Below are 26,901 nucleotides of genomic sequence, written 5' to 3'. Positions count from 1 at the left end.
GGACGTTGCGGCAAGTCCGGCACGCGGGGAACTTCGTGCCCGCATGCCGGTTAATTGGCAACGGCAGGCAAGGCCATGATCGACTACAGGGCAGCGCGCCTCAGAATGGTCGAATACCAGATCGCCCGGCGCGGCATACGCGACCTGGCGGTACTCGAGGCGCTGTCCGCGGTGCCGCGCGAAGAGTTCGTCACCGATGCGCTGCGCGACTACGCCTATGAGGATACGGCACTGCCGATCGCCCACGGCCAGACCATCTCCCAGCCCTACATCGTCGCGTTGATGGCCCAGGCGGCCGAGCTGACGGGAGCAGGCAAGGCACTGGAGATCGGCGCCGGCTCGGGCTACGCAGCGGCGGTGATGGCTGAAATCGCCGGGCACGTCGTCACCATCGAGCGCGTGGCGGCACTGGCCGAGCTGGCGACAAGCCGGCTGCAGCGGCTCGGCTATGCGAATGTGGAAGTCATATCGGGCGACGGCACGGCAGGGTACGCCGGCCAGGCACCGTTCGATGCCATTCTTTCAGCGGCGGGAACCCGCAAGGTGCCGGCGGCCTGGAAGGAACAGCTGGCCATCGGTGGCCGGCTCGTCTTGCCGCTCGGGCCGCTCGGCGACCAGAAACTGATGAAGATCGTGCGCACCGGCGACAAGGACTACAGCCAGCGGCCGTTGGTCGACGTGCGTTTCGTGCCGCTAATCGAAGGTCCGGGCTGACTTAGCCCTTGCCGCCCTTGGCCACGAAGCGGCGCTCGGGCATCGAATTGGCGTCGGGCGGAAGCGTAGCGCCGCCATTCATCGCCAGCTGCATGAACACGGTGTCGAGCCAGCGGCCATGCTTGTAGCCAGAGCCTTCCATCCGTCCGGTATGGTGGAAGCCGAGCCTTTCATGCAGCCGAACCGACGCGCTATCGGCATGGCCGTCGCCGATCACCGCAATGATCTGGCGAAAGCCGAGGATGGTTGCCTCGTCGATCAGCGCCTGCATCAATGCCTTGCCGATGCCCGTGCCCTTGGCCTCGGGCGCGATATAGATCGAATCCTCGACGATGAAACGATAGGCCGGGCGCGCCCGGAATGGACCGGCATAGGCGTAGCCCAGGATGATGCCGTCCCGTTCAGCGACGAGATAGGGATAACCGCCCTCCATCAGCGCCTCGTAGCGCGCGCCCATTTCGGCACGCGTCGGCGGTTCCAACTCGTAGCTTGCCGTGCCGTTGAGCACCGCGTCGGTATAGATCTCGGTAATCCGGTCGAGGTCGTCTGGCAGTGCGTGCCGTATAGTCATGCTCATTTTTTAGGCAATCCAGATTGTTGCCTCCATTAGAGCAAAGCTCGGCACAAATGAAAAGGGCGGCCGTTGGGCCGCCCTTCGAAAGTCTGATGGTCCAGTCTCGATGCGTTATTCGCGGTTGCCCAAGAACGACAGCAGGAACGAGAACAGGTTGATGAAGTCGAGATAGAGCGTGAGCGCGCCCATGATCGCCTTGCGGCCGGAGACGAGTGCGTCGTCGCCGTCGAAATACATCTCCTTGATCTTCTGCGTGTCGTAGGCGGTCAGGCCCGAGAACACCAGCACGCCGATCGCCGAGATGGCGAACTGCAGGGCCGACGACTGCAGGAAGATGTTGACCACCATCGCGATCAGGATGCCGAACACGCCCATGATCAGGAACGAGCCCATGGCCGTCAGGTCACGCTTGGTCGTGTAGCCAAACAGCGACAGCGCGCCGAAGGCGGCAGCGGTCACGAAGAAGGTCTGCACGATGCTGGCGCTGGTGTAGACCAGGAAGATCGACGACAGCGACAGGCCCATCAGGCCGGCGAAGACCCAGAACGCGGTCTGCGCGCCCGAGGTGCTCATCGACTGGATGCGGGCGCTCAGGAAGAACACCATGCCGAGCGGAGCCAGCATGACGACCCACTTCAGCGGCGAACCATAGAGCGCGACGCCAAGGCTGGTCAGCATCTTGCCGTTGCCCATCGTGGCGACGGCAGTTGCCGGATCATTGGTGGTCGCCAGCATCATCGTGCCGAAGGCGGCCAGGCCGGTGATTGCGAGGCCAAGCGCCATCAGGTTGTAAACCTTCAGCATGTAGGCGCGCAGGCCCTCGTCGATCGACGCGTCGACGCGGCTGCCCGCCGTCGCCGTACGCGTCTGGTAATTTCTGAAGTCGGACATGGTTTCCTCTGTTGCTTCTGCCCCGTCGGGTGTCAGGCCGAAACCCAGGCGCCGCTGGCGGGGCTCCAGCATGCCTCCGCCGAAATATGATGATTCTTTCAGGCCAGAACAAGGCCCGTTACGGCCTGAAACCCGCTGTGAGGGCCATTTCTCATACAAATGTCGTTGAAGTCCAGCCCCTCAACGCCATTTCGCTACTCGCTGCGCAACACCGGTGCTGCCTTGTGGCCAAGCACGCGCCATGTGCCGATGAGGCCGAAGCCGACCGTCAGCACCAGGGCGAAGACGATCGTCGCGACCGCGACCTCGGGCAGGAAGGACGACGGCAACGTCATGATTCGGGCAACGACGAACCAGGCCGCGACGCCGCCGGCAGCGAGCGCGAACACCGCCGTGGCCAGGCCGATCAGCATGTATTCGAGCGAAAAGGCCGAGATCAGCGTCCGCCGGGTGGCACCCAGCGTCTTCAGGATCACCGCGTCGTGGACCCGGGCGCGATTGCCCGCTGCGAGCGCCCCTGCCAGCACCAGCACTGAAGCGATCAGCGCCACGCCGGCAGCCGCGCGGATCGCCGTGCCAAGCTGGGCGACGAGCCGGTTGACGACGTCGAGCGCATCCTTGACGCGAACCGTGGTGATGGCCGGATAGCTGCGCGTCACCGAATTGAGGATGCGTGATTCCTGGATCGGCGACGCCTTGTCCTCGGTCAGCGTGGCAAGCCAGCTATGCGGTGCGCCGGCGAATGTGTTGGGCGAAAATACCATGACGAAGTTGATGCCCATCGATTCCCACTGCACTTCGCGGAAATTGGCGATCTTCGCCGTCACGTTGCGGCCCAGCACGTTGACCGTCACCATGTCGCCAAGCTTGAGACCGAGTTCACCAGCCTCTTGCGCCGAAAACGATACCAGCGGCTCGCCCGCATAGTCCGCCGGCCACCACTCGCCTTGCGACAGCGTCGAGTTTTCCGGGATGTTCTTGGCATAGGTCAGGCCGCGGTCGCCGCGCAGCACCCAGGCGCCCTCGGGCGGCACGTTGAGCTTCTGCACGTCGGTGCCGTTTAGCGCCATCACCCGGCCCCGCAGCATCGGCACGCGCACCAGCTTGCCACCGGGCGCTTCGGCCTGCACCAGTTTGGCGAAGTCCTCGACCTCGCCGGGTTGGATGTCGACGAAGAAGAAGTTCGGCGCCCGCTCCGGCAGGCTGCCGGCGATCTGGCGGCGCAGATTGCCGTCGATCAGCGCCAGCGTCACCAGCAGCGTCAGCCCCAGTCCGAGCGACAGCACCACCGACGGCGTCAGCGCGCCGGGCCGGTGGATGTTGCCGATGGCAAGGCGAAGGGCGGTCGAGCGCACGCGCGGGCTCTTGCGCGCCAGCCACTGCACGGCGACAGCCACCGCGCGCAGCACCAGGAACGAAAACACCGTCGCGCCGACGAAGATGGTGGCGATGCGGCGGTCGCCGGCGAACCAGATGGCGAGCAATGCCAGCGCCGCCGCGATGCCCACGGCTGTCGCGATGTAGACCAGCCGCGGCAAGCCGCGCCCCTCGAAACCCATCTCGCGGAACAGCGCGGTCGCCGGCACGTCGCGGGCGCGGCCCAGCGGCAGGATGGCAAAGGCAAGCGTCACCAGCACGCCGAACAGGGCAGCCATGCCAAGCGCGGCAGGATAGACGCCCGCCTCGGCCGGGACCGGAATGACGGACTGCAGCGCCGCACTTGCCGCAAATGGCATCAGCGCGCCGAGCACAAGGCCGACGGCGATGCCGAACCCGGCGATCAGCAGTATCTGGTTGAGATAAACCGACAGCACGAAGCCGCCGGAGGCGCCGAGGCTCTTGAAGGTGGCGATGACGCCGCGCTTGCCGTCGAGATAGGCGCGCACGGCATTGGCCACGCCAACGCCGCCGACCACCAGCGAGGTTAGCCCAACCAGGGTCAGGAACTGCGTGAAACGCTCGATATTGGCCGAGAGCGCCGGCGCCGCATTGCTGCGGGTGCGGATGCTCCAGCCGGCTTCGGGCAGTTCCGCGTTCGCCCGCTCGCGCACGGCCGTGACCTCGGCCTCGCTGGTGCCGACCGGCATGCGGATCTTGTAGGCGTGTTCGACCAGGCTGCCCGGCTGGATCAGCCCGGAAGCGCTCAGGCCCTCCATCGACACCAGCAGGCGCGGGGCGAAACCGAAACCGTCGGAAACCGCGTCGGGTTCATTGACCAGCTTGGCCCTCAGTTCGAAGGTCGTGCCGCCGAGCCTGATCCTGTCGCCGAGCTTGAGGTCGAGCCTTTCGAACAACAGGTCCGGCGCGGCAGCACCATAAGCGCCCGACTTTTCGGCAAAGAGTTCGTCGCGCGGCAGCGCCGGTTCGGTGACCAGCGTCCCATAGAGCGGGTAGGCGGCATCGACCGCCTTGGCCTCGACCAGTGACTGGTCGGAGCCGTCCTCCAGCCGCGCCATCGAGCGCATGCCGGCATTGTGCGAGACCGTGCCGAGCCCTTCGAGGAAGGTCTTTTCCTTGTCCGTCGCCTCGCGCTGGATCAGCTGGAAGCGGATGTCGCCGCCAAGCAGCGCCTGGCCTTCACTGGCAACGCCTGCGGTGATGGCGCGGGCCACCGAATTGACCCCGCCGATGGCAGCCACGCCAAGTGCGATGCAGGTCAGGAAGATCAGGAAGCCGCGCAGGCCGCCGCGCATCTCGCGCGATGCGAAGCGGAAGGCGAGAGGCAGGTCCTTCAGCATAGGGGCACCCTCATGCCCGCACCTTCTCGGCAACCGGCGCGATCGTCGCGGTCTCGATCCGCCCCGAGCGCATCGCCACCTGGCGGTCGCAGCGCGCGGCAAGTGCTGGGTCGTGCGTGACGAGCACCAAAGTCATCGCCCGTTCGGCAGCCTTGGCAAACAGCAGGTCGGCGATCTGGCGGCCGGTCGCCTGGTCGAGATTGCCGGTCGGCTCGTCGGCGATCAGGATGCGCGGTTCCGGCGCCAGCGCACGCGCGATCGCCACGCGCTGCTGCTCGCCGCCCGAAAGCTCACCCGGATAATGCGTGACGCGATCGGCAAGGCCGACGGCCGCCAGTTCGCGCGCGGCGATGGCAAAGGCATCGCGCTTGCCGGCCAGCTCCAGCGGCACCGCGACGTTTTCCAGCGCCGTCATATTGGGGATCAGGTGAAACGACTGGAACACGATGCCGATGTTGCGGCCGCGGAAAGCCGCGATCTGGTCTTCGCTGCGGCCGTTGAGCAGCTCGCCGGCAATCGTCACCGTGCCGCCGTCGACCCGCTCCAATCCTGCCAGAACCATCAGCAGCGTCGACTTGCCGGAACCCGAGGGGCCGACGATGCCTGTTGCTTCGCCCGCCGCGACATCGAGGCTCACGCCCTTCAGCACATGCACCGAGGAAGCCCCCTGGCCCAGCGTCAGCGATACATCCCTCAGTTCGATGACGGCTTCTGTCACGGCAAATTCGTCCTATATGGAAATTGAAGGGCGGGGATCGTCTTCGTCATATCGGGTCTGACTTTATGGCTTTCAAACAACTAGTTGCCGCAGCCCTTCTGATGCTTGCGGCCGCAGCCCCCTCCTGGGCTGAGCCTTTCCGCATCGTCGGTTTCGGCGACAGCCTGATGGCCGGCTACGGCCTTGGCCCTGGCGAGGGTTTTCCAGAAAAACTCGAGGCCGCGCTACGCGCCCGCGGTCACGATGTGGTGATCGCCAATGCAGGCGTGTCGGGCGATACGACGAGCGGCGGCCTGTCGCGGCTCGACTGGTCGATACCCGACGGCACGCAACTGGTGATCCTCGAGCTCGGTGCCAACGACATGCTGCGCGGCATCGACCCGGCGCTTGTCGAGCAGAACCTCGACAAGATGCTTGCCCGGCTCAAGGAACGCAAAATCGAGGTGCTTCTGGCAGGCATGGTCGCCGCGCCCAATCTCGGCCACGCCTACGGCGAACAGTTCGGGACGATCTATCCGAAACTGGCGGAAAAATACGACGCCACGCTCTATCCGTTCTTCCTCGATGGCGTCGCCGGCGATGCCAAGCTGTTGCTGGAGGACGGCATGCACCCGAATGCCCTGGGCATCGACCGTATGGTCGAGAACGCCCTGCCAACGGTGGAAAAGGCCATTGCCGGCAAATGAGCCTCGTCATGCAACGTTGCAACACATCGCCGGCGGCAGCGTTGCCTAAACAGCAACGTGCAAACAAACCTCTTGCCCGGCGCTGCGATCGATGATTCGCTGAGGTTACGGATTGCGATTCGAGGAAGGGAGCCTGGCCATGCCGCGACTTTTCACCGCCCTCGAAATTCCGCGTGATGCCGCGTTGTCGCTCTCCCTGCTCAGGGGCGGCCTGTCGGGCGCCCGCTGGATCGACGTCGAAAACTACCACCTCACCTTGCGCTTCATCGGCGATGTCGAAGGCCATGTTGCCGACGAGATCGTCGAGGCCATCGACCGTGTCGACCGGCCAGGCTTTCCGCTGACGCTTTCAGGTGTCGGCGCCTTCGGGCAGAAGAAGCCGCATGCGGTCTGGGCCGGCGTCACGCCCTCGCCGGAACTCAACGCACTGCAAGCTGAGATCGAACGCATCTGCAAGCGCCTCGGCGTCCCGTCCGACCCGCGCAAATTCACCCCGCATGTGACGCTGGCACGGCTCCGCAACACCAGCCCGCTCGACGTCGCGCACTATCTTTCGGCACGCGGCAACTTCGCCACTGTGCCCTTCCGCGTCGGCCGCTTCGTGCTGATGTCGTCGCGCGACTCGGTCGGCGGCGGCCCCTACATCGTCGAGGAAGCGTGGCCGCTCAATGGCTCGGACGCCGGTTCGCTGATCCGGTCGGCAAGCGCTTCCGAAGCCTCGCGGATCATGCGGTAGACAACCAGGAACCCGTCTTCCCCGCCATAATAGGGATCGGGCACGTCCTGTGGCCGATCGGTGACATGGCCGAGGAAAAGCTCGACGCGGTCCTGGGCCTGCTGCGGTGCAAGCGCCCTGAGGTCGTCGGCGTTGGAGCGATCCATGGCGAGGATCAGGTCGAAGCGCTCGAAATCGGCCGGCACGACCTTGCGGGCCTGCTGGGCGGCGATGTCGATGCCGTGTTGCGCCGCCACCGCGATCGACCGCGGGTCGGGCGCCGAGCCGGCATGCCAGCCGCCGGTGCCAGCGGAGTCGATGGTGAATTCGCCGTCCAGTCCGCGTTCGGCAAGCACGGCGCGAAACACGCCTTCGGCCAGCGGCGAACGGCAGATATTGCCGAGACAGACGAAGAGAATGGATTTTACCTGCTTTTCGACCATCGATCCCGCGCTATGCTGGTGAGGAAAGAACTCGATAGCACGGGAGCATGAAATGGCCAGAGAGAAACTTGAACCTGCCGCAGTGACGCAGGCCCTTGCCGAGCTCGACGGCTGGACGCTAGCCGCCGACGGGCTGTCGATGTCGCGCAGCTTCGTGTTCAGGAATTTCAGCGAGGCCTTCGCCTTCATGACCCGTGTTGCCCTGGCGGCGGAGAAGCTGGACCACCATCCCGACTGGTCGAACGTCTACAAGACCGTCGACGTCAAGCTGAACACGCATGACGCCGGCGGGCTGACCGAACTCGACGTCAAGCTGGCCAAGCGCATGAACGCCTATTTCGGCTCTTGAGGGCCACATCTTGCAGCGAGGCACGCTCCTTCCCACATTTCCGGCAAAGGAATTCGGGCAAAGGAGACTGTCTGGATGGTGAAAATCCCCGGCTTTGACGGCTTCCGCGGCGACGATGCGCCGGCGAGCGAGAGCGAAGTGCGCGAAAAATTCTGGCGCAAAGCCAAAGGCGCCGCCCGCCACGTCCCCTTCATGGAGGAGGTGGTCGCGGCCTATTATTGCGCCATGGACAAGGACACGCCGCTGCGGGCCAAGGGCATACTTCTCGCCGCCCTGGGCTATTTCATCCTGCCGGTGGACACCATTCCCGACGTCATCCTCGGCCTCGGCTTCACCGACGACATCGCCGTGCTGACGGCGGCCATCACCGCCGTGCGCGCCCACATGACGCCGGCCCACCGGCTTGCCGCGAAGGAAAGCCTGTCGCGCGAGCCCTGACGCGCGGCGGCCTTGTTTCAGCCTGACATCAAAAGTCAAACTCTTGCCGTTTTCTCGGGGTTCAACCGCGACAGGGACACGATGCCTGTGCATGACAGGCCGAACGGCGGGGTTCCAGGCGGCAAATGTCCTTTCTGCAAGGCCATTCACCCTTTGGTAACCCAGATTAAATCAAAATGAAGCCAACGGGCGGGCGCGCAGTCGGCCTGCCCCGCTCCATTTGAACTACAGGAAAAACGATGCGCGGTTTGATAGCTATAATTTCGGGTCTGGTGCTTGCAGCGTCGGCAATGCCGGCGCTCGCCCAGTCGGCGACCAAGATCGGCCAGCACAATGCCTGGGGCACCTACAGTTACCAGGCGCAGAACGGCAAGGTCTGCTACGTGCTGACGGTGCCGACCGACAAGCAGCCGCCGACGCTCGACCACGGCGACATGTTCTTCTTCGTCAGCCAGCGCCCGGGCCAGAAGGTTTCCTTCGAGCCGCAGTTCATTGCCGGCTACAATTTCCAGGAAAACTCCAAGGTCGCGGTCACCATCGGCGACAAGTCGTTCTCGATGTTCACCAAGGGCAAGTCGGCCTGGGTCGAGAATGCGGCCGAGGAACCGGCGCTGATCGCCGCCATGCGCGGCGGCTCGGACATGAAGGTCACGGCCAAGTCCGGCCGCGGCAACCCGACCAACTACGTCTTCTCACTCAAGGGCATTTCGGCAGCGCTGAGCTCTATCGCCACCTGCAAATAAGCTCTTCGGGTGCAGCTACAAAGACCGGGCGATCCGATCGCCCGGTCTTTTTGTTTGAGGCCCAGCCATGTTCAGCATCGTCGACGGAACTTCAACGCATATCGATGAAGCTGCGGCCATCTGGGCGCGGGCCACCGCTGCGCGCGACGGCGACGACGATGTCGCCTCGCTCGCCGAAGCCCGACCGGTCATCTCGAGGGTGCTCGAAAGCTCGCCGCATGCCCTGCTTGCGATCGCCGTGAACGAAGACGGCACTGCCGTCGCCTTTGGCGCCATTGCGCCCGTTCCGGGTGCAAACGCGACCGCCGAGCTGCATTATTTCGGCGTCGATCCCGACCATTGGGGCCGGGGCGCGGCAGGCGAGCTGTTGACCGGCATTGCGGCAATGCTTCGCGAACGCGGCTTCGATACGGCCGAACTCGCGGTCTATGCCGACAATGGTCGCGCCGTCAGGCTTTACGAGCGCCTTGGCTGGCGCAAGCTGGGCGACCCGGTGCCGCATGCGCGCAGCGGGCGGGCGGAACAACGCTACCAGCTGGCGCTCCATCCAGCCGCCGGAAGCTGAGGCCGACGGTTCACGAAACGACAGAGCCTTTCAGCGCATTGAACAGGCCGGATGCCCATTGCGGCGCGATCAGCCAGAGCGCCAGCACGGCGACGGCGACCGCATGAAGCGCCACGATCGCATAAAGCCTACTGCGGAACGGCTCCTTGCGCGTCTTGTGCCGGAACAGGTGCTGGGCCGACAGCGCACCAAGGCTGCCGCCGGCGAAAGCAAGCCAGAGCAGGGTTTTCTCAGGGATACGACGCGCTCCGGACCGGGCCAGGCGCTTGTCGCGCCAGAAGGCAGCGAACGCCGCAAAGTTGACGGCGAGCACCACCAGGACGATGTGTAGGATGTTGCTCATCGCGCCAGCATCCCAGCCATTGCCTAACAGACTGCAAAGCTGCGGCACAAATGCATGGCCGCCAAAACGTGACGCAGAGACAGACCTGTGATATGTCGCGCCAAAATCCTACATTTGCCGCTATATCAACCTAGCTGAGCCCGAATGACCCTTTCGCTCGACCTAACCTCCGATGCTACCCGCGATGCGTTGCGCGCCCGTGCGGCTGCGCCCGTCAAGGGCGAGCTGATCGGCCTCACCCGCGAAGAGCTCGCCGAAGCGCTTGTAACCTCGGGCATCGTTCCCGAGCGCCAGGCCAAGATGCGCGTCCAGCAGCTCTGGCACTGGCTCTATGTCCGCGGCGTCTCCGACTTCGCCGACATGTTCAACATCTCCAAGGACCTGCGCGCCGAACTCGCCAAGCACTTCACGATTGCGCGCCCCGAGATCGTCGAGGAGCAGATTTCCTCGGACGGCACGCGCAAGTGGCTGTTCCGTTTCCCGCCGCGCGGCGCGGGCCGCCCGGTCGAGATCGAAACCGTCTACATTCCCGAGGAAGGCCGCGGCACGCTCTGCATCTCGTCCCAGGTCGGCTGCACGCTGACATGCTCCTTCTGCCACACCGGCACGCAGAAGCTGGTGCGCAACCTGACGGCGGAAGAGATCCTGACGCAGCTGATGACGGCGCGCGACCGGCTGGGCGACTTCCCCGACCGCAACACTCCCGCTGGAGCCATTGTGCCGGCCGAGGGGCGGAAAATCTCCAACATCGTGATGATGGGCATGGGCGAGCCGCTCTACAATTTCGAGGCGGTGAAGAAGGCGTTGCTGATCGCCTCCGACGGCGACGGCCTGGCACTGTCCAAGCGTCGCATCACGCTGTCGACCTCGGGCGTCGTGCCGGAGATATTCCGCACCGGCGAGGAGATCGGCGTCATGCTGGCGATCTCGCTGCATGCCACCAACGACGATCTGCGCGACCTTTTGGTACCGATCAACAAGAAGTACCCGCTCAAGGATCTGATCGAGGCCTGCCGCGCCTATCCCGGCCTGTCCAATGCGCGGCGCATCACCTTCGAATATGTGATGCTCAAGGACGTCAACGACTCCCTCGAAGACGCCAAGGCACTGGTCAAGCTGCTGCGCGGCGTGCCGGCCAAGATCAATTTGATCCCGTTCAACCCCTGGCCCGGCACCAACTACCAGTGCTCAGACTGGGAGACGATCGAGAAGTTCGCCGACTACATCAACAATGCCGGCTACGCCTCGCCGATCCGCACCCCGCGCGGTCGCGACATCCTCGCCGCCTGCGGCCAGCTCAAGTCAGAATCCGAGCGCATGAAGAAGAGCGAGCGCCTGGCGCTCGAGGCGATGATGATCGCTGGACACGGCGACTGATGATTGACTGGGCCGTTCGAGTGATCGTGGTCGGCCTTGGTTATTGTTGTGCTGTTTTCATTGCAGTTTGGGTGTCGCTGTTGGTGCTCGATTCGCCATGGTCGGTGGTATCAGTTCGTCACGCCAGTGACTGGCGGCTCACTTTTCTCCCAGCCCTGATGGTAACATTTGTTACGGCCTTGCCCGGATTTCTTCTGGCACTCTTGTTTAGTACGGCGATGTGGCAACCGAACTGGTTGTATTTTTCCCTTGCAGGCCTGGTGAATGTCATGCTGGCAATCTGGCTGTTCAGCTTCTCCGGGAGGCTGTTCGGGAACACGGCAGAAACGATCAATTTCGCCTTGCACTGCATGCCGGGCGGCTTTCTGGGTGGATTGACGTTCTGGCTTGTGGCGTACCGATTGGAAAAGGGACCGCAGGAGCGGAGTTCATGAGTCGAGTGTTGCTCTATCTCGGCAAGTTCGCCCACATGGTGCTGGGCTATCTCGCGGCGTCGCTCGCCGCCGGCGCTTTCCTGAACGTGGTCTTCCTTGGTGCTGCCGGCCTCATGGCATCAGACATGCCGCCTGAGGTGGCGACCGGGTCGATGGTCTTCACCATCCCATTCACCGCGCTGTTCGTCGCTTATTTCGCCTTCGTGCCGGCGCTTGTCGTCATGCTGCTCGCCGAATTGCTCGGCAAGCGCGACTGGCTGTTCTACGCGCTGTCGGGCGGCTTCGTCGCGCTGGTCTTCCTCGGCTTTGCCTACCAGGGCGGCGACCCGGGCTTCGCCTATCGCGCCCCCCTGCTGCCGGTTTCGATCATCGGCAGCGGCCTGATCGGCGGCATCGCCTACTGGTTCGTCACCGGCCGTTTCGCCGGTGCGCTACACCCTACTTCGCCTGCGCCGTAAGAATCTTCAGCGCGAAGGCCGAGAATACACCTGCAAACAGATAATCGACGATGCGGGTGACGCGCGGGCTCTTCTTGAGCAGGCCGGCGAACTTGTCGGCGGCGATCACCATCGGCGCCGTCACCGGCAGCGACAGCACGATGAACATCGCGCCGAGGAAGAACAGCTTGCCCGGCGCATTGGTGTCGTGGGCCGACACGAATTGCGGCAGGAAGGTCATGAAGAACAGGATGATCTTCGGGTTGAGCAGGTTGATGCCGAGGCCCGTCGCCCAGTTCTGGAACACCGAGCGCGGCTCGCGCTTGGCGGTGTCGGGAGAAAACGCCGAGCCCTTGGTCACCGCCTGGAAGGCGAGCCAGACCAGGTAGCCGGCGCCGACGATCTTGAGCACCATGAAGGCCTGCGGCGAGGCGACGATCAGCGCCGACAGCCCGAGCGCCACCAGCGTGGTGTGGATGACGATGCCCGTCATCGCCCCGGCCATGCAGGCGAAACCCGCCTTGCGGCCCTCGGACAGTGCCCGCCCGACGAACAGCGTCATGTCGGGGCCGGGCGTGATCGCGATGATGAAGGTGGCGATCGCAAACTGGATGATGGTCGCCCAATCGGGAATGAAGGACATGGTCGCGCTGCCGGGTTTTGCCTTTGAGGCGTGATGAAGGGGGGGCCGTCGGGATTTCGCCCACAGACCTACGCCCGCCAACCCGGCGCTTCAACAGGAAAATGACAGGCCAGAGCGCCCATGCGTCCGGATGGACGCAGGGCGCGCCCCAAGTCACTGCAGCGCCGCCGGACCGTTTCGATCCGGCGGCGCAGCTGTTTGGCTCAGCTTGCGAAGTAGTTCTGCGTGCCGTGCGCTTCGATCGCCTCGGCGAGGCGTGCGAGCGCATGGACATAGGCCGCGGTGCGCACCGAGACATCCTTGGCCTTGGCGACATCCCAGATGGCGCGGCCCTCGCGCTCCATGATGATGCGCAGGCGGTCGTGGATCTCCTCGATCGGCCAATAGTAGCCCTGCCGGTTCTGCACCCACTCGAAGTAGGAGACGGTGACGCCGCCGGCATTGGCCAGGATGTCGGGCAGCACGACGATGCCCTTCTTCTCCAGCACCTCGTCGGCTTCCGACGTGACCGGGCCGTTGGCGAGTTCGAGCACGATGCGGGCCTTGACGATGTCTGCGTTGTCGATGCGGATCATGTTCTCCAGCGCCGACGGCACCAGGATATCGCAATCGACACCGACCAGCGCATTACCGTCGAGCAGCTCGTGCCCGCCCTCTCCGGCCGTCGAGGTGACCGAACGGCCATTGTCCTTGGCGGCCAGCAGGCGGCCGAGGTCGAGCCCGTTGGCGGCCTGGACGGCGCCTTCCGAGTCGGAAACGGCAACGATCGTGTGGCCATCGGCGGCAAGCAGGCGCGCAATGTGCTGGCCGGCGTTGCCGAAACCCTGGACGGCGATGCGCAGGTTGCCCTTCAGACCGAGTTCGTCTGCGAGATGGCGAACCAGATAGTAGCCGCCACGCGCGGTGGCGTCGCCGCGGCCGAGCGAACCGCCCAGCGCCAGCGGCTTGCCGGTGATGACGGCGGGCGACGCCTGGCCGACGATCTGCGAATACTCATCGGCCATCCAGCCCATGATCATCGAGTTGGTGTAGACGTCGGGCGCGGGAATGTCGCGGTCAGGCCCGATGATGCTGGCGAAGGCCTGAATGTAGGCGCGAGAGAGGCGCTCCAGTTCCGCCTTCGAAAGCTTGCGCGGATCGACCTGCACGGCACCCTTGCCGCCGCCATAGGGCAGGTTCATCACGGCGCATTTGAACGTCATCCAGAAGGCCAACATCTCGACTTCGTCGGCCGTCGATTCAGGATGGAAACGGATGCCGCCCTTGGTCGGGCCGCGCGTGTCGTCGTAGCGGCAGCGCCATGCCAGGAAGGATTTGCGCGAGCCGTCGTCCATGCGGATCATCAGGCGGGCTTTGGTGGTCTCGCGGGCAAATTTCAGTTTCTCGATCACATCGGCGTCGACGGTCAGGTGTTTTGCCGCCTCGTCGAGGCGCACGAGAGCATGATCGAGAAGACTGCCTTCTGACATATGTAAATTTCCTGTCGTGATAAACGGATTTGCAGTTCGGAGAGCGGCGGATAGCCGCTGGCAGCCCGACTGCCCAAATTTTTGCCAGATTTCAATGCCGAACAAGGTCGCAGACCTGCCGCAAGGTCAGGCCTGAACTTCGTCTGTGCCTGCAATGGCGGCAAATTGCCTCGTTTTAGCGCCGAAACACATAAGCCTGCGACGAATGGTCCAGCGCGAACTTCCTTTTGGTCCTGGCGGCACCTTACGAAGCGGAACTGCGGGATGGGCGCAAAAGCGCTTGCCGTCGGCAGATTGACTCGGCCTGCCGTGCGTCCTTCAACTGCCTCCCTGACAGGAGTGCATGATGCAGGCAGTTTTCGACGGTCACAACGATGTGCTGTTCCGGTTGTGGACCAACGCCGCCAAGGGTGCTGACCCGGTGGCCGAATTCATCGAAGGCACCAGGCAGGGCCATATCGACATGCCGCGCGCCAGGAAAGGTGGCCTCGCCGGCGGCCTCTGCGCCATCTACATCACCTCCGGCGACATTGGCGACGACGCCCGCGACGGCAACGGCCACTACGCCATTCCGCTCTCGGCCCCGCTTGAACGCGCACCGTCGCTCGACATCGCCCTCGACATGGCGTCGATCGCCTTCCGGATCGAGCGTGCCGGCGGCTGGAAGATTTGCCGCAACGGCGCCGACATCGATGCCGCCGAGGCCGAAGGCAAGTTTGCCGCAGTGCTGCACATGGAAGGCTGCGAGCCGATCGACGCCGATCTCGCCGCGCTCGAGGTCTTCTACGCCGCCGGCCTGCGTTCGCTCGGCCCGGTGTGGAGCCGCAACACCATCTTCGGCCACGGCGTGCCCTTCGCCTTCCCGTCGAGCCCCGACACCGGCCCCGGCCTGACTGAAGCCGGCAAAAGACTGGTCCGCGAGTGCAACCGCATCGGCATCGCCATCGATCTCGCCCACATCACCGAAAAGGGCTTCTGGGATGTGGCGAAGCTCAGCGACAAGCCGCTGATCGTCAGCCATTCCAACGCCCACGCCCTCACGCCGATCAGCCGCAACCTGACCGACAAGCAGCTTGCCGCCGTCAGGGAAAGCAACGGCCTCGTCGGGCTCAACTTCGCCGTCACCATGCTGCGCGAGGACGGCGCCAAGAGCGCCGACACCCCGCTGTCGGACATGGTCCGGCACATCGACTACATGGTCGAGCATGTCGGCATCGACGGCGTGGCGCTGGGATCCGACTTCGACGGCGCCACGATCCCGGCCGAGATCGGCGACGCCGCCGGGCTTCAGAAGCTCGTTGCGGCCCTCCGGAACGCTGGATATGGTGACGCCGATCTGGCGAAAATCTGCCGCGACAACTGGCTGAGGGTCTTGCGCTCGGCCTGGCACGAAGCGGCAGCCTAACAACAAATAATTCGTCAACTTGGGGAACTGAAAAATGATGCTTGGTAAAATGAACGGACAATTCCGTCTGCTGCTTGCAGGCGCAGCCCTTTCGGCGATGGTCTTTGCGGCACCCGCGCTTGCGGTGACGCCGGCCGACACGCTGGTCCAGGCCTGGGCCATCGACGACACCATCACGCTCGACCCGGCCGAATCCTTCGAGCTCAGCCCGGCCGAATTCCTCGGCAACGCCTATGACATGCTGGTGCGCCTCGACATCAACGACACCACCAAGGTGCGCCCCGGCGTCGCCGAAAGCTGGACCGTTTCCGACGACGGCCTGACCTATACCTTCAAGCTCAAGCCCGGCCTGAAGTTCGCCTCCGGCAACCCGATCACCGCCGCCGACGTCGCCTGGTCGTTCGAGCGCGTCGTCAAGCTCGACAAGAGCCCGGCATTCATCCTCACCCAGTTCGGCCTGACCAAGGACAACGTCGCCGAGAAGGCCAAGGCCGCCGACGACAGCACCTTCGTCTTCACCGTCGACAAGTCCTATGCGCCGTCCTTCGTGCTCAACTGCCTCACCGCCACCGTCGGCGCGGTGATGGACAGCAAGCTGGTGCTCGAGCATGTCGCCCCGGTCACGCCGACCGACGACTACAAGTTCGACAACGACTTCGGCAATGGCTGGCTCAAGACCGGCTATGCCGGCTCGGGACCGTTCAAGATCCGCGACTGGCGTGCTAACGAGATTCTCGTGCTCGAGCGCAACGACAACTACTACGGCGACAAGCCGGCGCTTGCCCGCGTCATCTATCGCCACGTCAAGGAAAGCGCCACCCAGCGCCTGATGCTCGAAGCCGGCGACATCGATGTCGCCCGCAACCTTGAGCCGGGCGACCTCGAAGCGGTTTCGAAGAACGCCGAGCTGACCACCACCAGCGCGCCCAAGGGCACGGTCTATTACATCAGCCTCAACCAGAAGAACGAGAACCTGGCCAAGCCGGAAGTGCGCCAGGCGCTCAAGTACCTGGTCGACTACGACGCCATCGGCGCCACGCTGATCAAGGGCATCGGCGAAATCCGCCAGACCTACCAGGCCAAGGGCGTGCTCGGCGCGCTCGACTCGAACCCGTTCACCTTCGACCCCGCCAAGGCCAAGGAACTTCTGGAGAAGGCAGGCCTGAAGGACGGCTTCTCGGTCACCATGGACGTGCGCAACACCCAGCCTGTCACCGGCATCGCCGAATCGTTCCAGCAGACCGTCGGCCAGGCCGGCGTCAAGGTCGAGATCATCCCCGGCGACGGCAAGCAGACGCTGACCAAGTACCGCGCCCGCAACCACGACATGTATATCGGCCAGTGGGGCATGGACTACTGGGATCCGAACTCCAACGCCGAGACCTTCACCTCCAACCCGAACAACGCCGACGACGGCACGGTGAAGACGCTGGCCTGGCGCAACGCCTGGGACGTGCCGGAGCTGACCGAAAAGACCAAGGCTGCCTTGCTGGAGCGTGACAACGACAAGCGCGCCGCCATGTACAAGGAACTGCAGCAGGCGGCACTGGACACCAGCCCGTTCGTGCTGATCTTCCAGCAGACCGAGGTTGCCGGCCTGCGCGGCAACGTCAAGAACTACAAGCTCGGGCCGAACTTCGATTCGAACTTCGTCGCCCCCGTGACCAAGGAATGATCCAATAGGATCAGACCTTTGAGCAGCATGGAAAACCAGACGCAAGCGAGGCGCGCCAACCGGCGCGCCTCCGCCATGCTCAAGGCGGTCGCCAGTTTCGTGGTGATCGTGGCCACGACCTATCTCGGCCTGCTGGCCGTCACCTTCTTCATCGGCCGCGTCGTGCCCATCGACCCTGTGCTGGCCATCGTCGGCGACCGGGCGCCGGCCCATGTCGTCGAGCGCACGCGCGAGCAAATGGGCTTCAACCTGCCCTACTACCAGCAGTTCTATCTCTATGTGAAAGGCGTGCTGCAGGGCGATTTCGGCACCTCGGTGCTGACCACCAATGCCGTCATGGCCGACATCCGCCGCGTCTTTCCGGCGACGATGGAACTCGCCACCGTCGGCACCATCATCGGGGCGGCCTTCGGCATCCCGCTTGGCGTGCTTGCCGCCGTCAAGCGCGGCAGCCTCGCCGACCAGATCGTGCGCATCATCGGCCTGATCGGCTATTCGGTACCGATCTTCTGGCTCGGGCTGCTGGCGCTCTTGGTTTTCTATGCCCGCCTCGGCTGGACCGCCGGTCCCGGCCGCATCGACGTGGTGTTCGAATACACCTTCACCCCGATCACCGGCTTCTACCTGCTCGACGCGATCCTCAACCGCGACTGGGCTGCCTTCAAGGACATCTTCGCCCACATCATCCTGCCGGCATCGCTGCTCGGCTATTTCTCGCTCGCATACATCAGCCGCATGACCCGTTCCTTCATGCTCAACGAGCTCAGCCAGGAATACATCGTCGCCGCACGCGCCAAGGGCCTGTCGGAAACCCGCATCATCTGGGGCCATGCGCTGCGCAACGCCGCCGTGCCGCTGGTCACCGTGATCGCGCTGTCTTATGCCGGCCTGCTCGAAGGCTCGGTGCTGACCGAGACGGTCTTCGCCTGGCCAGGGCTCGGCCTCTACATCACCAACTCGCTGCAGAACGCCGACATGAACGCGGTGCTGGGCGGCACGATCATCATCGGGTCGGTGTTCATCGCGCTCAACCTGTTCTCCGACCTGCTCTATCGCCTGCTCGACCCAAGGACGCGGATCAGATGAGCGACACAGCAATGACCCGCCGCGAATGGCTGCTGACCGACCGGCCGCAATCACGCATGCAGGCACGGCTCGGCCGCACCTACCTGACCTGGCGCCGCTTCACCGCCAACAAGCTCGCCGTCATCGGCCTCGGCATCATCCTGCTGCTGCTGTTCGTAGCAGCAGCAGCACCCCTGCTCGCGCCCCATTCGCCCTATATCGGCGACCTCAGGAACGCCCGCCTGCTGCCGCCCAGCTCCACCTATTGGCTCGGCACCGACGACCAGGGCCGCGACATCCTCTCGCGCCTGATCTACGGCTCGCGCCTGACCTTGCAGGTCATCGTGCTGGTGGCGATCATCGCCGCCCCCATCGGCCTTCTGGTCGGCACCGCCGCAGGCTATGCCGGCGGCTGGATCGATGCGGTGCTGATGCGCATCACCGACATCTTCCTCGCCTTCCCCAAGCTGGTGCTGGCACTGGCCTTCGTCGCCGCCCTCGGGCCCGGCATCGAAAACGCCATCATCGCCATCGCCCTGACATCGTGGCCGCCCTATGCCCGCATCGCCCGCGCCGAAACGCTGACGGTGCGCAACTCCGACTACATCTCGGCGGTCAAGCTGATGGGCGCGTCGCCGATGCGCATCGTGCTGCGACACATCATGCCGCTGTGCATCTCCTCGCTGATCGTGCGCGTGACGCTCGACATGGCCGGCATCATCCTCACCGCCGCCGGCCTCGGCTTCCTCGGCCTCGGCGCCCAGCCGCCGCTGCCCGAATGGGGTGCCATGATCGCCTCCGGCCGCCGCTTCATCCTCGACCAGTGGTGGGTGGCCGCAGCACCCGGTGCGGCGATCCTCATCGTCAGCCTCGGCTTCAACCTGCTCGGCGACGGCCTGCGCGACGCGCTCGATACCCGCAGCGGTGGCCAATGAGCACGCTGCTGCATGTCGAAGACCTGCGCGTCTCCTTCCCCACCCGCACCGGCGTGGTCGAAGCGGTGCGCGGCGTCTCCTTCGCGCTCGGCCAGGAGCGGCTCGGCATCGTCGGCGAAAGCGGTTCCGGCAAGTCGCAGACCGGCCGAGCCATCATGGGGCTGACGCCGCAGCAGGCCGAGATCAAGGCCAGGCGGCTCGAATTCAGCGGCATCGAGCTTTTGAAGGCGTCGCCGGCCGAACGGCGGGCCTTGCGCGGCAGCCGCATCGCCATGATCCTGCAGGATCCCAAATATTCGCTCGATCCGGTCATGACCATCGGCCGCCAGATCGTCGAGACGCTGCGCACGCATGAGAAGGTCGGCAAGTCGGAGGCGCGCCAGCGCGCGCTCGACATGCTTGCTGCCGTTCAGATCCGCGACCCCAAGCGCGTCTACGACCTTTACCCGCACGAGGTCTCGGGCGGCATGGGGCAGCGCGCCATGATCGCCATGATGCTGATCGCCGGCCCCGAACTCTTGATCGCCGACGAGCCGACCTCGGCGCTCGACGTGACCGTCCAGCTCGACATCTTGCGCATCCTGGACCGGCTGGTCATCGACCGCGGCATGGGGCTGGTCTTCATCTCCCACGATTTGCGCCTGGTCTCGACCTTCTGCGACCGGGTCATCGTCATGTATGCCGGCAAGATCGTCGAGGAGTTGAAGGCTTCGGAACTGTCGCAGGCCAAGCACCCCTACACGCAAGGCCTACTCAACTGCATGCCCAAGATCGGCGAGAGCCGGCACCCGCTGCCCGTGCTCGACCGCCAGCCGGAGTGGCTGCTGTGACCCCTGCCCTCAAGATAGACAAACTGCGCGTCGTCTATGACGACTTCATCGCGTTGAAGGATGTCAGCCTTAGCGTCGCGCAGGGCGAATCCTTCGGCCTTGTCGGCGAATCCGGTTCCGGCAAGTCAACGCTGCTGCGCGCGGTCGCCGGTCTGGCGCCCGTGACCTCCGGCACCATCGACGTTTCCGGCCAGCGCCTGGGCAAGACCCGCGACAAGGCGTTCTACCGCCAGGTCCAGATGGTGTTCCAGGACCCTTACGGTTCGCTGCATCCGCGCCAGACCGTCGACCGCCTGCTGCTCGAACCGCTCGACATCCACGGCTTCGCCGACACCGAAAAACGCATCCAGCGCGCGCTCGACGAGGTCGGCCTCGGTTCCGGCTTCCGCTTCCGTTATTCGCACCAGTTGTCGGGCGGCCAGCGCCAGCGCGTGGCGATTGCCCGGGCACTGATCCTCGAGCCGTCGATCCTTTTGCTCGACGAGCCGACTTCGGCGCTCGACGCTTCGGTCCAGGCCGAGGTGCTCAACCTGCTCGAACAGGTGCGCCGCGACCGCAAGCTGACCTTCGTCATGGTCAGCCACGACCTCGGCGTCATCACCCACATGTGCGAGCGGCTGATGGTCATGCAGAGCGGCGAGGAGGTCGAGCGGCTGCAGGCCGACGACCTCGCCACACGCAACGTGGCCCAGGACTACACGCGCAACCTTCTGGTGGCGTCGGAAGGATTCGTGCGCGGCGGCTAGGGCAGTTCCACAATCGCGAAAATGCCCTGGCGGCTTGCACGTCGAAGCACTTGCCTGCAATTCTGGATACAGCCAATCCGCAACCCGCATCTCAGGTGACAAAAATGCTCCTTGGCATCGACCCGCTGCTCGGCCCCGACGTGCTCTACGTGCTCCGCGCCATGGGCCATGGCGACGACCTGATCATCGCCGACGCCAACTTCCCGGCCGATGCGATGGCGAGGCAAACGGTGTTCGGCCGGCCGCTGCGCATCGATGGCGACATCGTCAGCGTGATGAAGGCGGTGCTGTCGGTGATGCCCGTCGACACCTTCGTCGACGATGCCTTCGGCCGCATGGAGGTCGTCGGCAAGCCGGACGAGATCCCGGACGTCCAGCGTGAGGTCGGCAAGCTGATCGAGGGCACCGGCACGAAGATGGTCGGCATCGAGCGCTTCGCCTTCTACGAGCGTGCCAGGAAGGCCTATGCCGTCATCCAGACCCAGGAACGCCGCTTCTACGCCGACTTCGCCGTGCGCAAGGGCGTGGTGCCGCCGGAGGAGTGAGGCGCTCCGACCAACCTGCCCTCATCCAACTGCGAGTTTGTCGAAGGGTCGGCACCTCTCTTGAAAGGGAACAGCCGCCCCTCATCCCCTACCGGACCTTTTCCCCGTGAACGGGGCGAAGGAAGCCGGCTGCGACGACTACGCCCACTTCCACAACACAGAAGAGGTCAGCGGAAACGTCGACGCCCCCTCTCCCCGCTTGCGGGGAGAGGGCAAGGGTGAGGGGCAGCGCTGAGCTGCCCAATAGAAAGAGTTAGAGCAAAGAGTATTCAGCCCGCCTACGACAGCGACAGCTTCGCCGCGACATCCTTGAGCAACAACAGCGTCTGGTCGATGTCGGCCTGCTTGTCGTCGAGCCTTTGGATGTAGGGGCAGGTCAGCACGGCGATCGCGTAGCCGTCGGGCGACAGGATCGGCACCGAGATATCCTCGATGGCGCGCATTTGCTGGCTCGGCCCGACGCGGTGCCCTGCCTCGCGATAGGCCTTCAGCACCGGCTCCAGCCTGTCCCGCGCCTCGGCCTGCTTCGTGCCTTCCCAACGCATCGCCAGCTCCGACTGCGCCTGCTCGTCGAGGAAGGCGAGCAGGATATGGCCGGAACTGGTGGTCAAGAGCTCGATATGGGCGCCGATGCGGATGCCGAACTCCCAATTGCCGGGACAGCTGGCATGCGCGACAACGAGTGCCGCGCCGCCTTCGGGAACGACGAGGTGGCAGGACTGCCCGGCCTCGCTGGCGAAGGCGTCCATCAGCGGCAAGGCGCGCGCCACCAGGCGGCGCACCGGCGGGTGGCGATGGGCGAGGATGAACAGCTTCATCGTCAGGGCGTAGCGGTCGCCCTCGGGCGAGCGGCTGACATAGTCGCGCGCCACAAGCCGTTCGAGCATGCGGTAGACCTCGCTCGGCCCCCGCCCCATCGCCTTGACGATCTCGGCACGGGTCAAGCCGCCCGGCTGCTCTGACAGGAGCTCCAATATGTCGAGCCCCTTGTCGAGCGCCGGCGCCCGGTAGCGCTCGTCCTTGTCCTGGTCGTTCGCGGCGTTGACGGGCCGTTTTGGCATTGCGCGAATTCCTCCCTCGCCACCGCCTCACATTTCCCCATTGCAAGGCCGGTTCATTTATGAATAGTATGTTCGTATATAGACAGAAGCGCAAGCAGTTTGCTGGGAGGAGCGACGGTTATGCGACTAAGCGGGAAACGCATTTTCATTTCCGCCGCTGCCCAGGGCATCGGCCGCGCCAGCGCGCTGGCCTGCGCCAAAGAGGGCGCCCACGTCGTCGCCACCGACATCAATGACGATGCGCTGAAAGCCCTTTCGGCCGAGAGCACGAACATAGAGACCCATCGTCTCGACGTGCGCGACGGCGCGGCAGTCGCCGCCTTTGCCAGGCAGCAGCCAGCACTCGACGGCCTCTTCAACTGCGCGGGCTTCGTCCACAACGGCACGATCATGGACTGCAGCGACGAGGACTGGGATTTCAGCTTCGACCTCAACGTCAAGAGCATGTACCGCACGACCCGCGCCTTCCTGCCCGGCATGCTGGAGCAGGCGGAAAAGACCGGCGCCGTGTCGATCCTCAACATGGCCTCCATGGCCTCGTCGATCAAAGGCTTCCCCAACCGGCTGCTCTACGGCGCCACCAAGGCGGCGGTGATCGGCTTCACCAAGGGCATGGCCGCCGACTATGTCCGCCGCGGCGTCCGCTGCAACGCGCTCTGCCCGGGCACGGTCGACACGCCGTCGCTGCGCGGCCGCATCGCTGCCGCCGCCGATCCCGTGCAGGCCGAGAAGGATTTCATCGCCCGCCAGCCCATCGGCCGGCTCGCCACCGTCGACGACATCGCGCCGCTGGTCGTCTACCTATTGTCCGACGAATCCCGCTTCGTCACCGGCCAGGCCGTCCTGGTCGACGGCGGCGTCACCATCTAGGCGGAGCGGCGGCCATGATCGAAAGGATCGACGGCCACTGCCACTACTGGACGCTCCAGCGCGGCGATTACGGCTGGCTGACGCCTAGCGCCGCCCACCTCGCCCCGATCTACCGCGACTTCGGTCCGGCCGAGATGCGCCCGCTGGCCGAGGCGGCCGGAATCGCCAGGCGCATCCTCGTCCAGGCAGCCCCCACCGAAGCTGAAACGTTGTTCCTGCTCGACCAGGGCCGCAACGACAAGGCCGTCGCCGGAATCGTCGGCTGGGTCGACCTGTCGTCAGCCGAAAGCGTCGCTTCCCTGGAAAACTTCGCAAAAAATCCTTTGTTCAAGGGCGTGCGGCCGATGCTGCAGGACCTGGAGGACATCGACTGGATCGCCACCCGTCCCAGCGGAAAAGCCGTCGCCGCGCTGAAGCGCCTCGGCCTGCGTTTCGACGCGCTGGTCCTGCCGCAGCACCTGCAGTCGCTCAGGCATTTCGTCGAGACGCATCCCGACCTGCCTGTCGTCATCGACCACGCCGCGAAACCCGCCTTCGCCGCACCGACCGACGACCCGCGCCATGCCATGTGGAAGTTCGGCATGGCCGAACTGTCGGGCCACCCGCATCTGTGCTGCAAGCTGTCCGGCCTGCTGACCGAACTGCCGGCGGAGTTGAGGACGACGCCGAAGGCTGCCGCCGAAGCCCTCCGCCCCACCGTCGACAGCCTGCTCACCTGGTTCGGGCCGGATCGCCTGATCTGGGGCTCGGATTGGCCGGTGCTGACACTCGCCGCCCCCTTCGCCTTCTGGGACGAGGTCACAGAACGCCTGCTCCAGGGCCTCGGCCAGTCGCAACGCGCAGCGATCCTCGGCGGCACCGCGGCACGCTTCTACGGTATCGAAGGAGGTCGCGCATGAACGCCCTCGTTGCGATGAAGGACATCGAGAAATCCTTCCCCGGCGTGCGCGCGCTGCACAATGCCCAGCTCGAACTGCGCGCGGGCGAGGTCCACGCCCTGATGGGCGAGAACGGCGCCGGCAAGTCGACGATGATGAAGATCCTCGCCGGCATCTACCGCCGCGACGGCGGGGAAATCTTGCTCGACGGCAAGCCGGTCGAGGTCAACTCGCCGCGCCAGGCCCAGGACCTCGGCATCGGCATCATCCATCAGGAACTCAACCTGATGCCGCATCTGACGGCGGCGCAGAACATGTTCATCGGCCGCGAGCCGCGCAAGGCCGCGGGCCTTCTGCTCGACGAGGCGAAGCTCAATGCCGATGCGGCGGAAATCTTCGCCAGCATGCATCTCAAGCTCGACCCGCGCACGTTGGTCGGCGGACTGACCATCGCCCGCCAGCAGATGGTCGAGATCGCCAAGGCGCTGTCCTACCGCTCGCGCGTGTTGATCATGGACGAGCCTACGGCGGCGCTGAACGACGCCGAGATCAACGAGCTCTTCGCCATCATCGCCAGGCTCAAGGCCGAGGGTGTCGGCATCGTCTACATCTCGCACAAGATGGACGAACTCAAGCGCATCGCCGACCGCGTCACCGTCATGCGTGACGGCGAATATATCGGCACCGTCCCTGCCGCCGACACGCCGGTGGAAAAGATCATCTCGATGATGGTCGGGCGCGCGCTCACCGAGGATCGCCCTGAAGTGCCCGACCATTCGAACGCGGAGGTCGTACTCGAGGTCAGGAATCTCAATCGCGGCGCGGTCATCCGCGACGTTTCGTTCTCCGTCCGCAAGGGCGAGATCCTCGGCTTTGCCGGCCTGATGGGGGCCGGGCGCACCGAGGTCGCCCGCGCCATATTCGGAGCCGACCGCCGCGACAGCGGCGACATCTTCGTGCACGGCAAGAAGGTCGACATCCGCATGCCGCAGGACGCCGTGCGCGCCGGCATTGGCTACCTCTCCGAGGACCGCAAACATTTCGGCCTCGCCACCGGCATGGACGTGCGCAACAACGTCGTGCTGGCGAGCCTGTCCCGCTTCGCCGGCCCGGGCGGCCTGTTGCGCGAGTCGGCCATGCACGAGGCAGCAAGCCGCTACATCGACCAGCTCGCCATCAAGACCCCGTCCGACCGGCAGGAGGTGCGCCTGCTCTCGGGTGGCAACCAGCAGAAGATCGTCATCGCCAAGTGGCTTTTGCGCGACTGCGAGGTGCTGATCTTCGACGAGCCGACGCGCGGCATCGATGTCGGCGCCAAGAACGAAATCTACAAGCTGTTGAACGCACTGGCCCAGCAGGGCCGCGCCATCATCGTCATCTCGTCCGAACTGCCCGAGATACTGCGGCTCAGCCACCGCATCGCCGTGATGTGCGAGGGCCGGCTGACCGGCATTCTTTCAGGCGGCGCAAGCCAGGAAGAGATCATGCATCTCGCCACGCTTCGCGGCGAGGCCGCCAACCACAACAAACAAGATAAGCCGGCAAAGGGAGAGGCCAAATGAGTGCGACCGCATCCACGGCGAACGTCTCGACCGCCTCGCGTTTCTCGGGCGCTCAGCACAGGCTTCTGGCCTTTGCCAGCCTGATTGCGCTGATCGTGGTCTTCAGCCTCGCCTCGCCCAATTTCATGCAGACCTCCAACATCATCGCCATCCTGCAGGCAACGTCGGTCAACGGCGTGCTGGCGATTGCGGCGACGCTTGTCATCATCACCGGCGGCATTGACCTGTCGGTCGGCACGCTGATGACCTTTTGCGCGGTCGTCGCAGGCGTGGTGCTGACCTCATGGGGCATGCCGCTCGGCCTCGGCGTGCTCGCCGCCATCCTGGCCGGCGCGGCAAGCGGCATCGCCTCCGGAACGTTTGTCGCCAAGCTCAAGATCCCGCCCTTCATCGCCACGCTCGGCATGATGCTGATCCTCAAGGGCCTGTCGCTGGTCATCTCGGGCACCCGGCCGATCTACTTCAACAGCACGCCCGGCTTCACCCAGATCTCGCAGGGCTCGCTCATCGGCACCGTCATTCCCGGCCTGCCTATCCCCAACGGCGTGCTGATCCTATTTCTCGTTGCGATTGCGACGAGCTTCATCCTCGAGCGCACCATCCTCGGGCGGTTTACCTTTGCACTCGGCTCCAACGAGGAGGCGGTCCGGCTTTCCGGCGTCAACACCGACCGCTGGAAGATCGCCGTCTATGCGCTCGCCGGCGCCATCTGCGGCATCGCCGGACTGCTGATCGCCTCGCGCCTCAACTCGGCGCAGCCGGCGCTCGGCCAGGGCTACGAACTCGACGCCATCGCCGCGGTCGTCATCGGCGGCACCTCGCTCTCCGGTGGCCGTGGAACCATCATCGGCACGCTCATCGGCGCGCTCATCATCTCCGTGCTTGCCAACGGCCTGCGCATCCTTTCGGTCGCCCAGGAATGGCAGACCGTCGTCACGGGCCTCATCATCATTCTCGCCGTCTACACCGACATTCTGCGGCGCCGCGGGCTTTGAGGAAAGCTTGCTTCGCGCAGCGCCGACGTGCTGCGCCAACATCAAGAAGAGGGCGAA

General features: G+C 64.8%; 30 protein-coding genes. 21 read left to right on the top strand and 9 right to left on the bottom strand.

Going from position 1 to position 26,901, the window contains the following annotated elements:
* Positions 1-75: 75 nt before the first annotated feature.
* The gene (locus O1Y97_RS04765; protein ID WP_318763283.1) at positions 76-714 is read left to right on the top strand and encodes a protein-L-isoaspartate(D-aspartate) O-methyltransferase; all 639 of its coding nucleotides are present in this window, start codon (positions 76-78) and stop codon (positions 712-714) included.
* 1 nt (position 715) lies between these two features.
* Here the strand turns inward: O1Y97_RS04765 and O1Y97_RS04760 are convergent, their stop codons facing one another.
* The 4 genes from O1Y97_RS04760 to O1Y97_RS04745 form a co-directional block, all read right to left on the bottom strand.
* Positions 716-1,291, bottom strand: a complete 576-nt coding sequence (locus tag O1Y97_RS04760) for a GNAT family N-acetyltransferase (RefSeq protein ID WP_183263408.1) — start codon at positions 1,289-1,291, stop codon at positions 716-718.
* A 108-nt stretch (positions 1,292-1,399) separates the two neighbouring features.
* Positions 1,400-2,179 carry a Bax inhibitor-1/YccA family protein gene (locus O1Y97_RS04755; protein WP_183263407.1) on the bottom strand — a complete coding sequence of 260 codons (780 nt, stop codon included), beginning with the start codon at positions 2,177-2,179 and terminating at the stop codon, positions 1,400-1,402.
* A gap of 194 nt (positions 2,180-2,373) precedes the next feature.
* Positions 2,374-4,917 (bottom strand): ABC transporter permease, encoded by a 2,544-nt coding sequence (locus O1Y97_RS04750; RefSeq protein ID WP_318763282.1) that lies wholly within the window; start codon positions 4,915-4,917, stop codon positions 2,374-2,376.
* Between the two features lie 10 nt (positions 4,918-4,927).
* The gene (locus tag O1Y97_RS04745) at positions 4,928-5,635 is read right to left on the bottom strand and encodes an ABC transporter ATP-binding protein (protein WP_108606255.1); all 708 of its coding nucleotides are present in this window, start codon (positions 5,633-5,635) and stop codon (positions 4,928-4,930) included.
* A gap of 65 nt (positions 5,636-5,700) precedes the next feature.
* On the opposite strand from O1Y97_RS04745, the gene O1Y97_RS04740 reads away from it, so the two are divergent.
* A complete protein-coding gene (locus O1Y97_RS04740; protein WP_108606254.1) occupies positions 5,701-6,321 on the top strand; it encodes an arylesterase in 621 nt (206 codons plus the stop codon).
* Positions 6,322-6,460: 139 nt separating this feature from the next.
* Positions 6,461-7,057, top strand: a complete 597-nt coding sequence (thpR, locus tag O1Y97_RS04735) for an RNA 2',3'-cyclic phosphodiesterase (RefSeq protein WP_108606253.1) — start codon at positions 6,461-6,463, stop codon at positions 7,055-7,057.
* Here the strand turns inward: thpR and O1Y97_RS04730 are convergent.
* Positions 6,961-7,479, bottom strand: coding sequence for a low molecular weight protein-tyrosine-phosphatase (locus tag O1Y97_RS04730; RefSeq protein WP_108606252.1), 519 nt, complete (start codon positions 7,477-7,479; stop codon positions 6,961-6,963). The genes thpR and O1Y97_RS04730 overlap by 97 nt on opposite strands.
* A gap of 52 nt (positions 7,480-7,531) precedes the next feature.
* On the opposite strand from O1Y97_RS04730, the gene O1Y97_RS04725 reads away from it, so the two are divergent.
* From O1Y97_RS04725 to O1Y97_RS04710, 4 genes are all read left to right on the top strand, one after another.
* Complete coding sequence (locus O1Y97_RS04725; protein WP_108606251.1) at positions 7,532-7,828, top strand: 4a-hydroxytetrahydrobiopterin dehydratase; 297 nt, start codon at positions 7,532-7,534, stop codon at positions 7,826-7,828.
* Between the two features lie 75 nt (positions 7,829-7,903).
* Positions 7,904-8,266 (top strand): YkvA family protein, encoded by a 363-nt coding sequence (locus O1Y97_RS04720; RefSeq protein WP_183263404.1) that lies wholly within the window; start codon positions 7,904-7,906, stop codon positions 8,264-8,266.
* A gap of 239 nt (positions 8,267-8,505) precedes the next feature.
* Positions 8,506-9,009, top strand: a complete 504-nt coding sequence (locus tag O1Y97_RS04715) for an invasion associated locus B family protein (protein ID WP_108606249.1) — start codon at positions 8,506-8,508, stop codon at positions 9,007-9,009.
* A gap of 67 nt (positions 9,010-9,076) precedes the next feature.
* Positions 9,077-9,574, top strand: a complete 498-nt coding sequence (locus O1Y97_RS04710) for a GNAT family N-acetyltransferase (RefSeq protein WP_318763281.1) — start codon at positions 9,077-9,079, stop codon at positions 9,572-9,574.
* A gap of 10 nt (positions 9,575-9,584) precedes the next feature.
* Here the strand turns inward: O1Y97_RS04710 and O1Y97_RS04705 are convergent, their stop codons facing one another.
* Complete coding sequence (locus O1Y97_RS04705) at positions 9,585-9,917, bottom strand: DUF1294 domain-containing protein (protein WP_318763280.1); 333 nt, start codon at positions 9,915-9,917, stop codon at positions 9,585-9,587.
* Between the two features lie 144 nt (positions 9,918-10,061).
* Here O1Y97_RS04705 and rlmN point away from each other — a divergent pair, with 144 nt between their 5' ends.
* The 3 genes from rlmN to O1Y97_RS04690 are packed head-to-tail and all read left to right on the top strand — an operon-like array spanning position 10,062 to position 12,186.
* Positions 10,062-11,294, top strand: a complete 1,233-nt coding sequence (gene rlmN, locus O1Y97_RS04700) for a 23S rRNA (adenine(2503)-C(2))-methyltransferase RlmN (RefSeq protein ID WP_318763279.1) — start codon at positions 10,062-10,064, stop codon at positions 11,292-11,294.
* On the top strand, positions 11,294-11,728 hold the full coding sequence (locus O1Y97_RS04695) for a hypothetical protein (protein WP_318763278.1): 435 nt from the start codon (positions 11,294-11,296) through the stop codon (positions 11,726-11,728). Before rlmN ends, O1Y97_RS04695 begins: the two co-directional genes overlap by 1 nt.
* Positions 11,725-12,186: a hypothetical protein gene (locus tag O1Y97_RS04690; RefSeq protein ID WP_318763277.1), complete on the top strand. Its 462-nt coding sequence runs from the start codon at positions 11,725-11,727 to the stop codon at positions 12,184-12,186. Before O1Y97_RS04695 ends, O1Y97_RS04690 begins: the two co-directional genes overlap by 4 nt.
* On the opposite strand, the gene O1Y97_RS04685 is transcribed toward O1Y97_RS04690, so the two are convergent.
* Together O1Y97_RS04685 and O1Y97_RS04680 are read right to left on the bottom strand one after the other, a co-directional pair.
* Entirely contained in the window at positions 12,167-12,808 is a 642-nt protein-coding gene (locus tag O1Y97_RS04685) for a LysE family translocator (RefSeq protein WP_108606244.1), read from the bottom strand. The two genes, O1Y97_RS04690 and O1Y97_RS04685, sit on opposite strands and share 20 nt — an antisense overlap.
* A gap of 203 nt (positions 12,809-13,011) precedes the next feature.
* On the bottom strand, positions 13,012-14,277 hold the full coding sequence (locus O1Y97_RS04680) for a Glu/Leu/Phe/Val family dehydrogenase (protein ID WP_183263399.1): 1,266 nt from the start codon (positions 14,275-14,277) through the stop codon (positions 13,012-13,014).
* 346 nt (positions 14,278-14,623) lie between these two features.
* Between O1Y97_RS04680 and O1Y97_RS04675 the strand changes: the two genes are divergently transcribed.
* From O1Y97_RS04675 to O1Y97_RS04645, 7 genes are all read left to right on the top strand, one after another.
* Positions 14,624-15,682, top strand: a complete 1,059-nt coding sequence (locus tag O1Y97_RS04675; RefSeq protein ID WP_318764146.1) for a dipeptidase — start codon at positions 14,624-14,626, stop codon at positions 15,680-15,682.
* Between the two features lie 37 nt (positions 15,683-15,719).
* Positions 15,720-17,357 carry an ABC transporter substrate-binding protein gene (locus O1Y97_RS04670; RefSeq protein ID WP_183263498.1) on the top strand — a complete coding sequence of 546 codons (1,638 nt, stop codon included), beginning with the start codon at positions 15,720-15,722 and terminating at the stop codon, positions 17,355-17,357.
* 27 nt (positions 17,358-17,384) lie between these two features.
* Positions 17,385-18,443, top strand: a complete 1,059-nt coding sequence (locus O1Y97_RS04665) for an ABC transporter permease (protein ID WP_404801267.1) — start codon at positions 17,385-17,387, stop codon at positions 18,441-18,443.
* On the top strand, positions 18,440-19,357 hold the full coding sequence (gene nikC / locus O1Y97_RS04660) for a nickel transporter permease (protein ID WP_318763275.1): 918 nt from the start codon (positions 18,440-18,442) through the stop codon (positions 19,355-19,357). The genes O1Y97_RS04665 and nikC overlap by 4 nt, the downstream gene beginning before the upstream one ends.
* Positions 19,354-20,187, top strand: coding sequence for an ABC transporter ATP-binding protein (locus tag O1Y97_RS04655; RefSeq protein ID WP_318763274.1), 834 nt, complete (start codon positions 19,354-19,356; stop codon positions 20,185-20,187). Before nikC ends, O1Y97_RS04655 begins: the two co-directional genes overlap by 4 nt.
* Complete coding sequence (locus O1Y97_RS04650; RefSeq protein ID WP_318763273.1) at positions 20,184-20,933, top strand: ABC transporter ATP-binding protein; 750 nt, start codon at positions 20,184-20,186, stop codon at positions 20,931-20,933. Before O1Y97_RS04655 ends, O1Y97_RS04650 begins: the two co-directional genes overlap by 4 nt.
* Before the next feature lie 104 nt (positions 20,934-21,037).
* The gene (locus O1Y97_RS04645; RefSeq protein ID WP_318763272.1) at positions 21,038-21,478 is read left to right on the top strand and encodes an RbsD/FucU family protein; all 441 of its coding nucleotides are present in this window, start codon (positions 21,038-21,040) and stop codon (positions 21,476-21,478) included.
* A 278-nt stretch (positions 21,479-21,756) separates the two neighbouring features.
* On the opposite strand, the gene O1Y97_RS04640 is transcribed toward O1Y97_RS04645, so the two are convergent.
* Positions 21,757-22,539, bottom strand: a complete 783-nt coding sequence (locus O1Y97_RS04640; RefSeq protein ID WP_318763271.1) for an IclR family transcriptional regulator — start codon at positions 22,537-22,539, stop codon at positions 21,757-21,759.
* Between the two features lie 120 nt (positions 22,540-22,659).
* On the opposite strand from O1Y97_RS04640, the gene O1Y97_RS04635 reads away from it, so the two are divergent.
* Genes O1Y97_RS04635 through O1Y97_RS04620 form a run of 4 tightly spaced genes read left to right on the top strand, consistent with a single transcriptional unit; the run spans position 22,660 to position 26,844 of the window.
* Positions 22,660-23,409: an SDR family oxidoreductase gene (locus tag O1Y97_RS04635; RefSeq protein WP_318763270.1), complete on the top strand. Its 750-nt coding sequence runs from the start codon at positions 22,660-22,662 to the stop codon at positions 23,407-23,409.
* A 14-nt stretch (positions 23,410-23,423) separates the two neighbouring features.
* Complete coding sequence (locus tag O1Y97_RS04630) at positions 23,424-24,308, top strand: amidohydrolase family protein (RefSeq protein WP_318763269.1); 885 nt, start codon at positions 23,424-23,426, stop codon at positions 24,306-24,308.
* The gene (locus O1Y97_RS04625; RefSeq protein WP_318763268.1) at positions 24,305-25,849 is read left to right on the top strand and encodes a sugar ABC transporter ATP-binding protein; all 1,545 of its coding nucleotides are present in this window, start codon (positions 24,305-24,307) and stop codon (positions 25,847-25,849) included. The genes O1Y97_RS04630 and O1Y97_RS04625 overlap by 4 nt, the downstream gene beginning before the upstream one ends.
* Entirely contained in the window at positions 25,846-26,844 is a 999-nt protein-coding gene (locus tag O1Y97_RS04620) for an ABC transporter permease (protein ID WP_108606234.1), read from the top strand. The genes O1Y97_RS04625 and O1Y97_RS04620 overlap by 4 nt, the downstream gene beginning before the upstream one ends.
* The last annotated feature ends 57 nt before the right edge of the window (positions 26,845-26,901 follow it).

This window comes from Aminobacter niigataensis (assembly GCF_946995915.1).
GTDB lineage: Bacteria > Pseudomonadota > Alphaproteobacteria > Rhizobiales > Rhizobiaceae > Aminobacter > Aminobacter niigataensis.
This window is presented reverse-complemented; position numbering and strand designations above follow the sequence as displayed.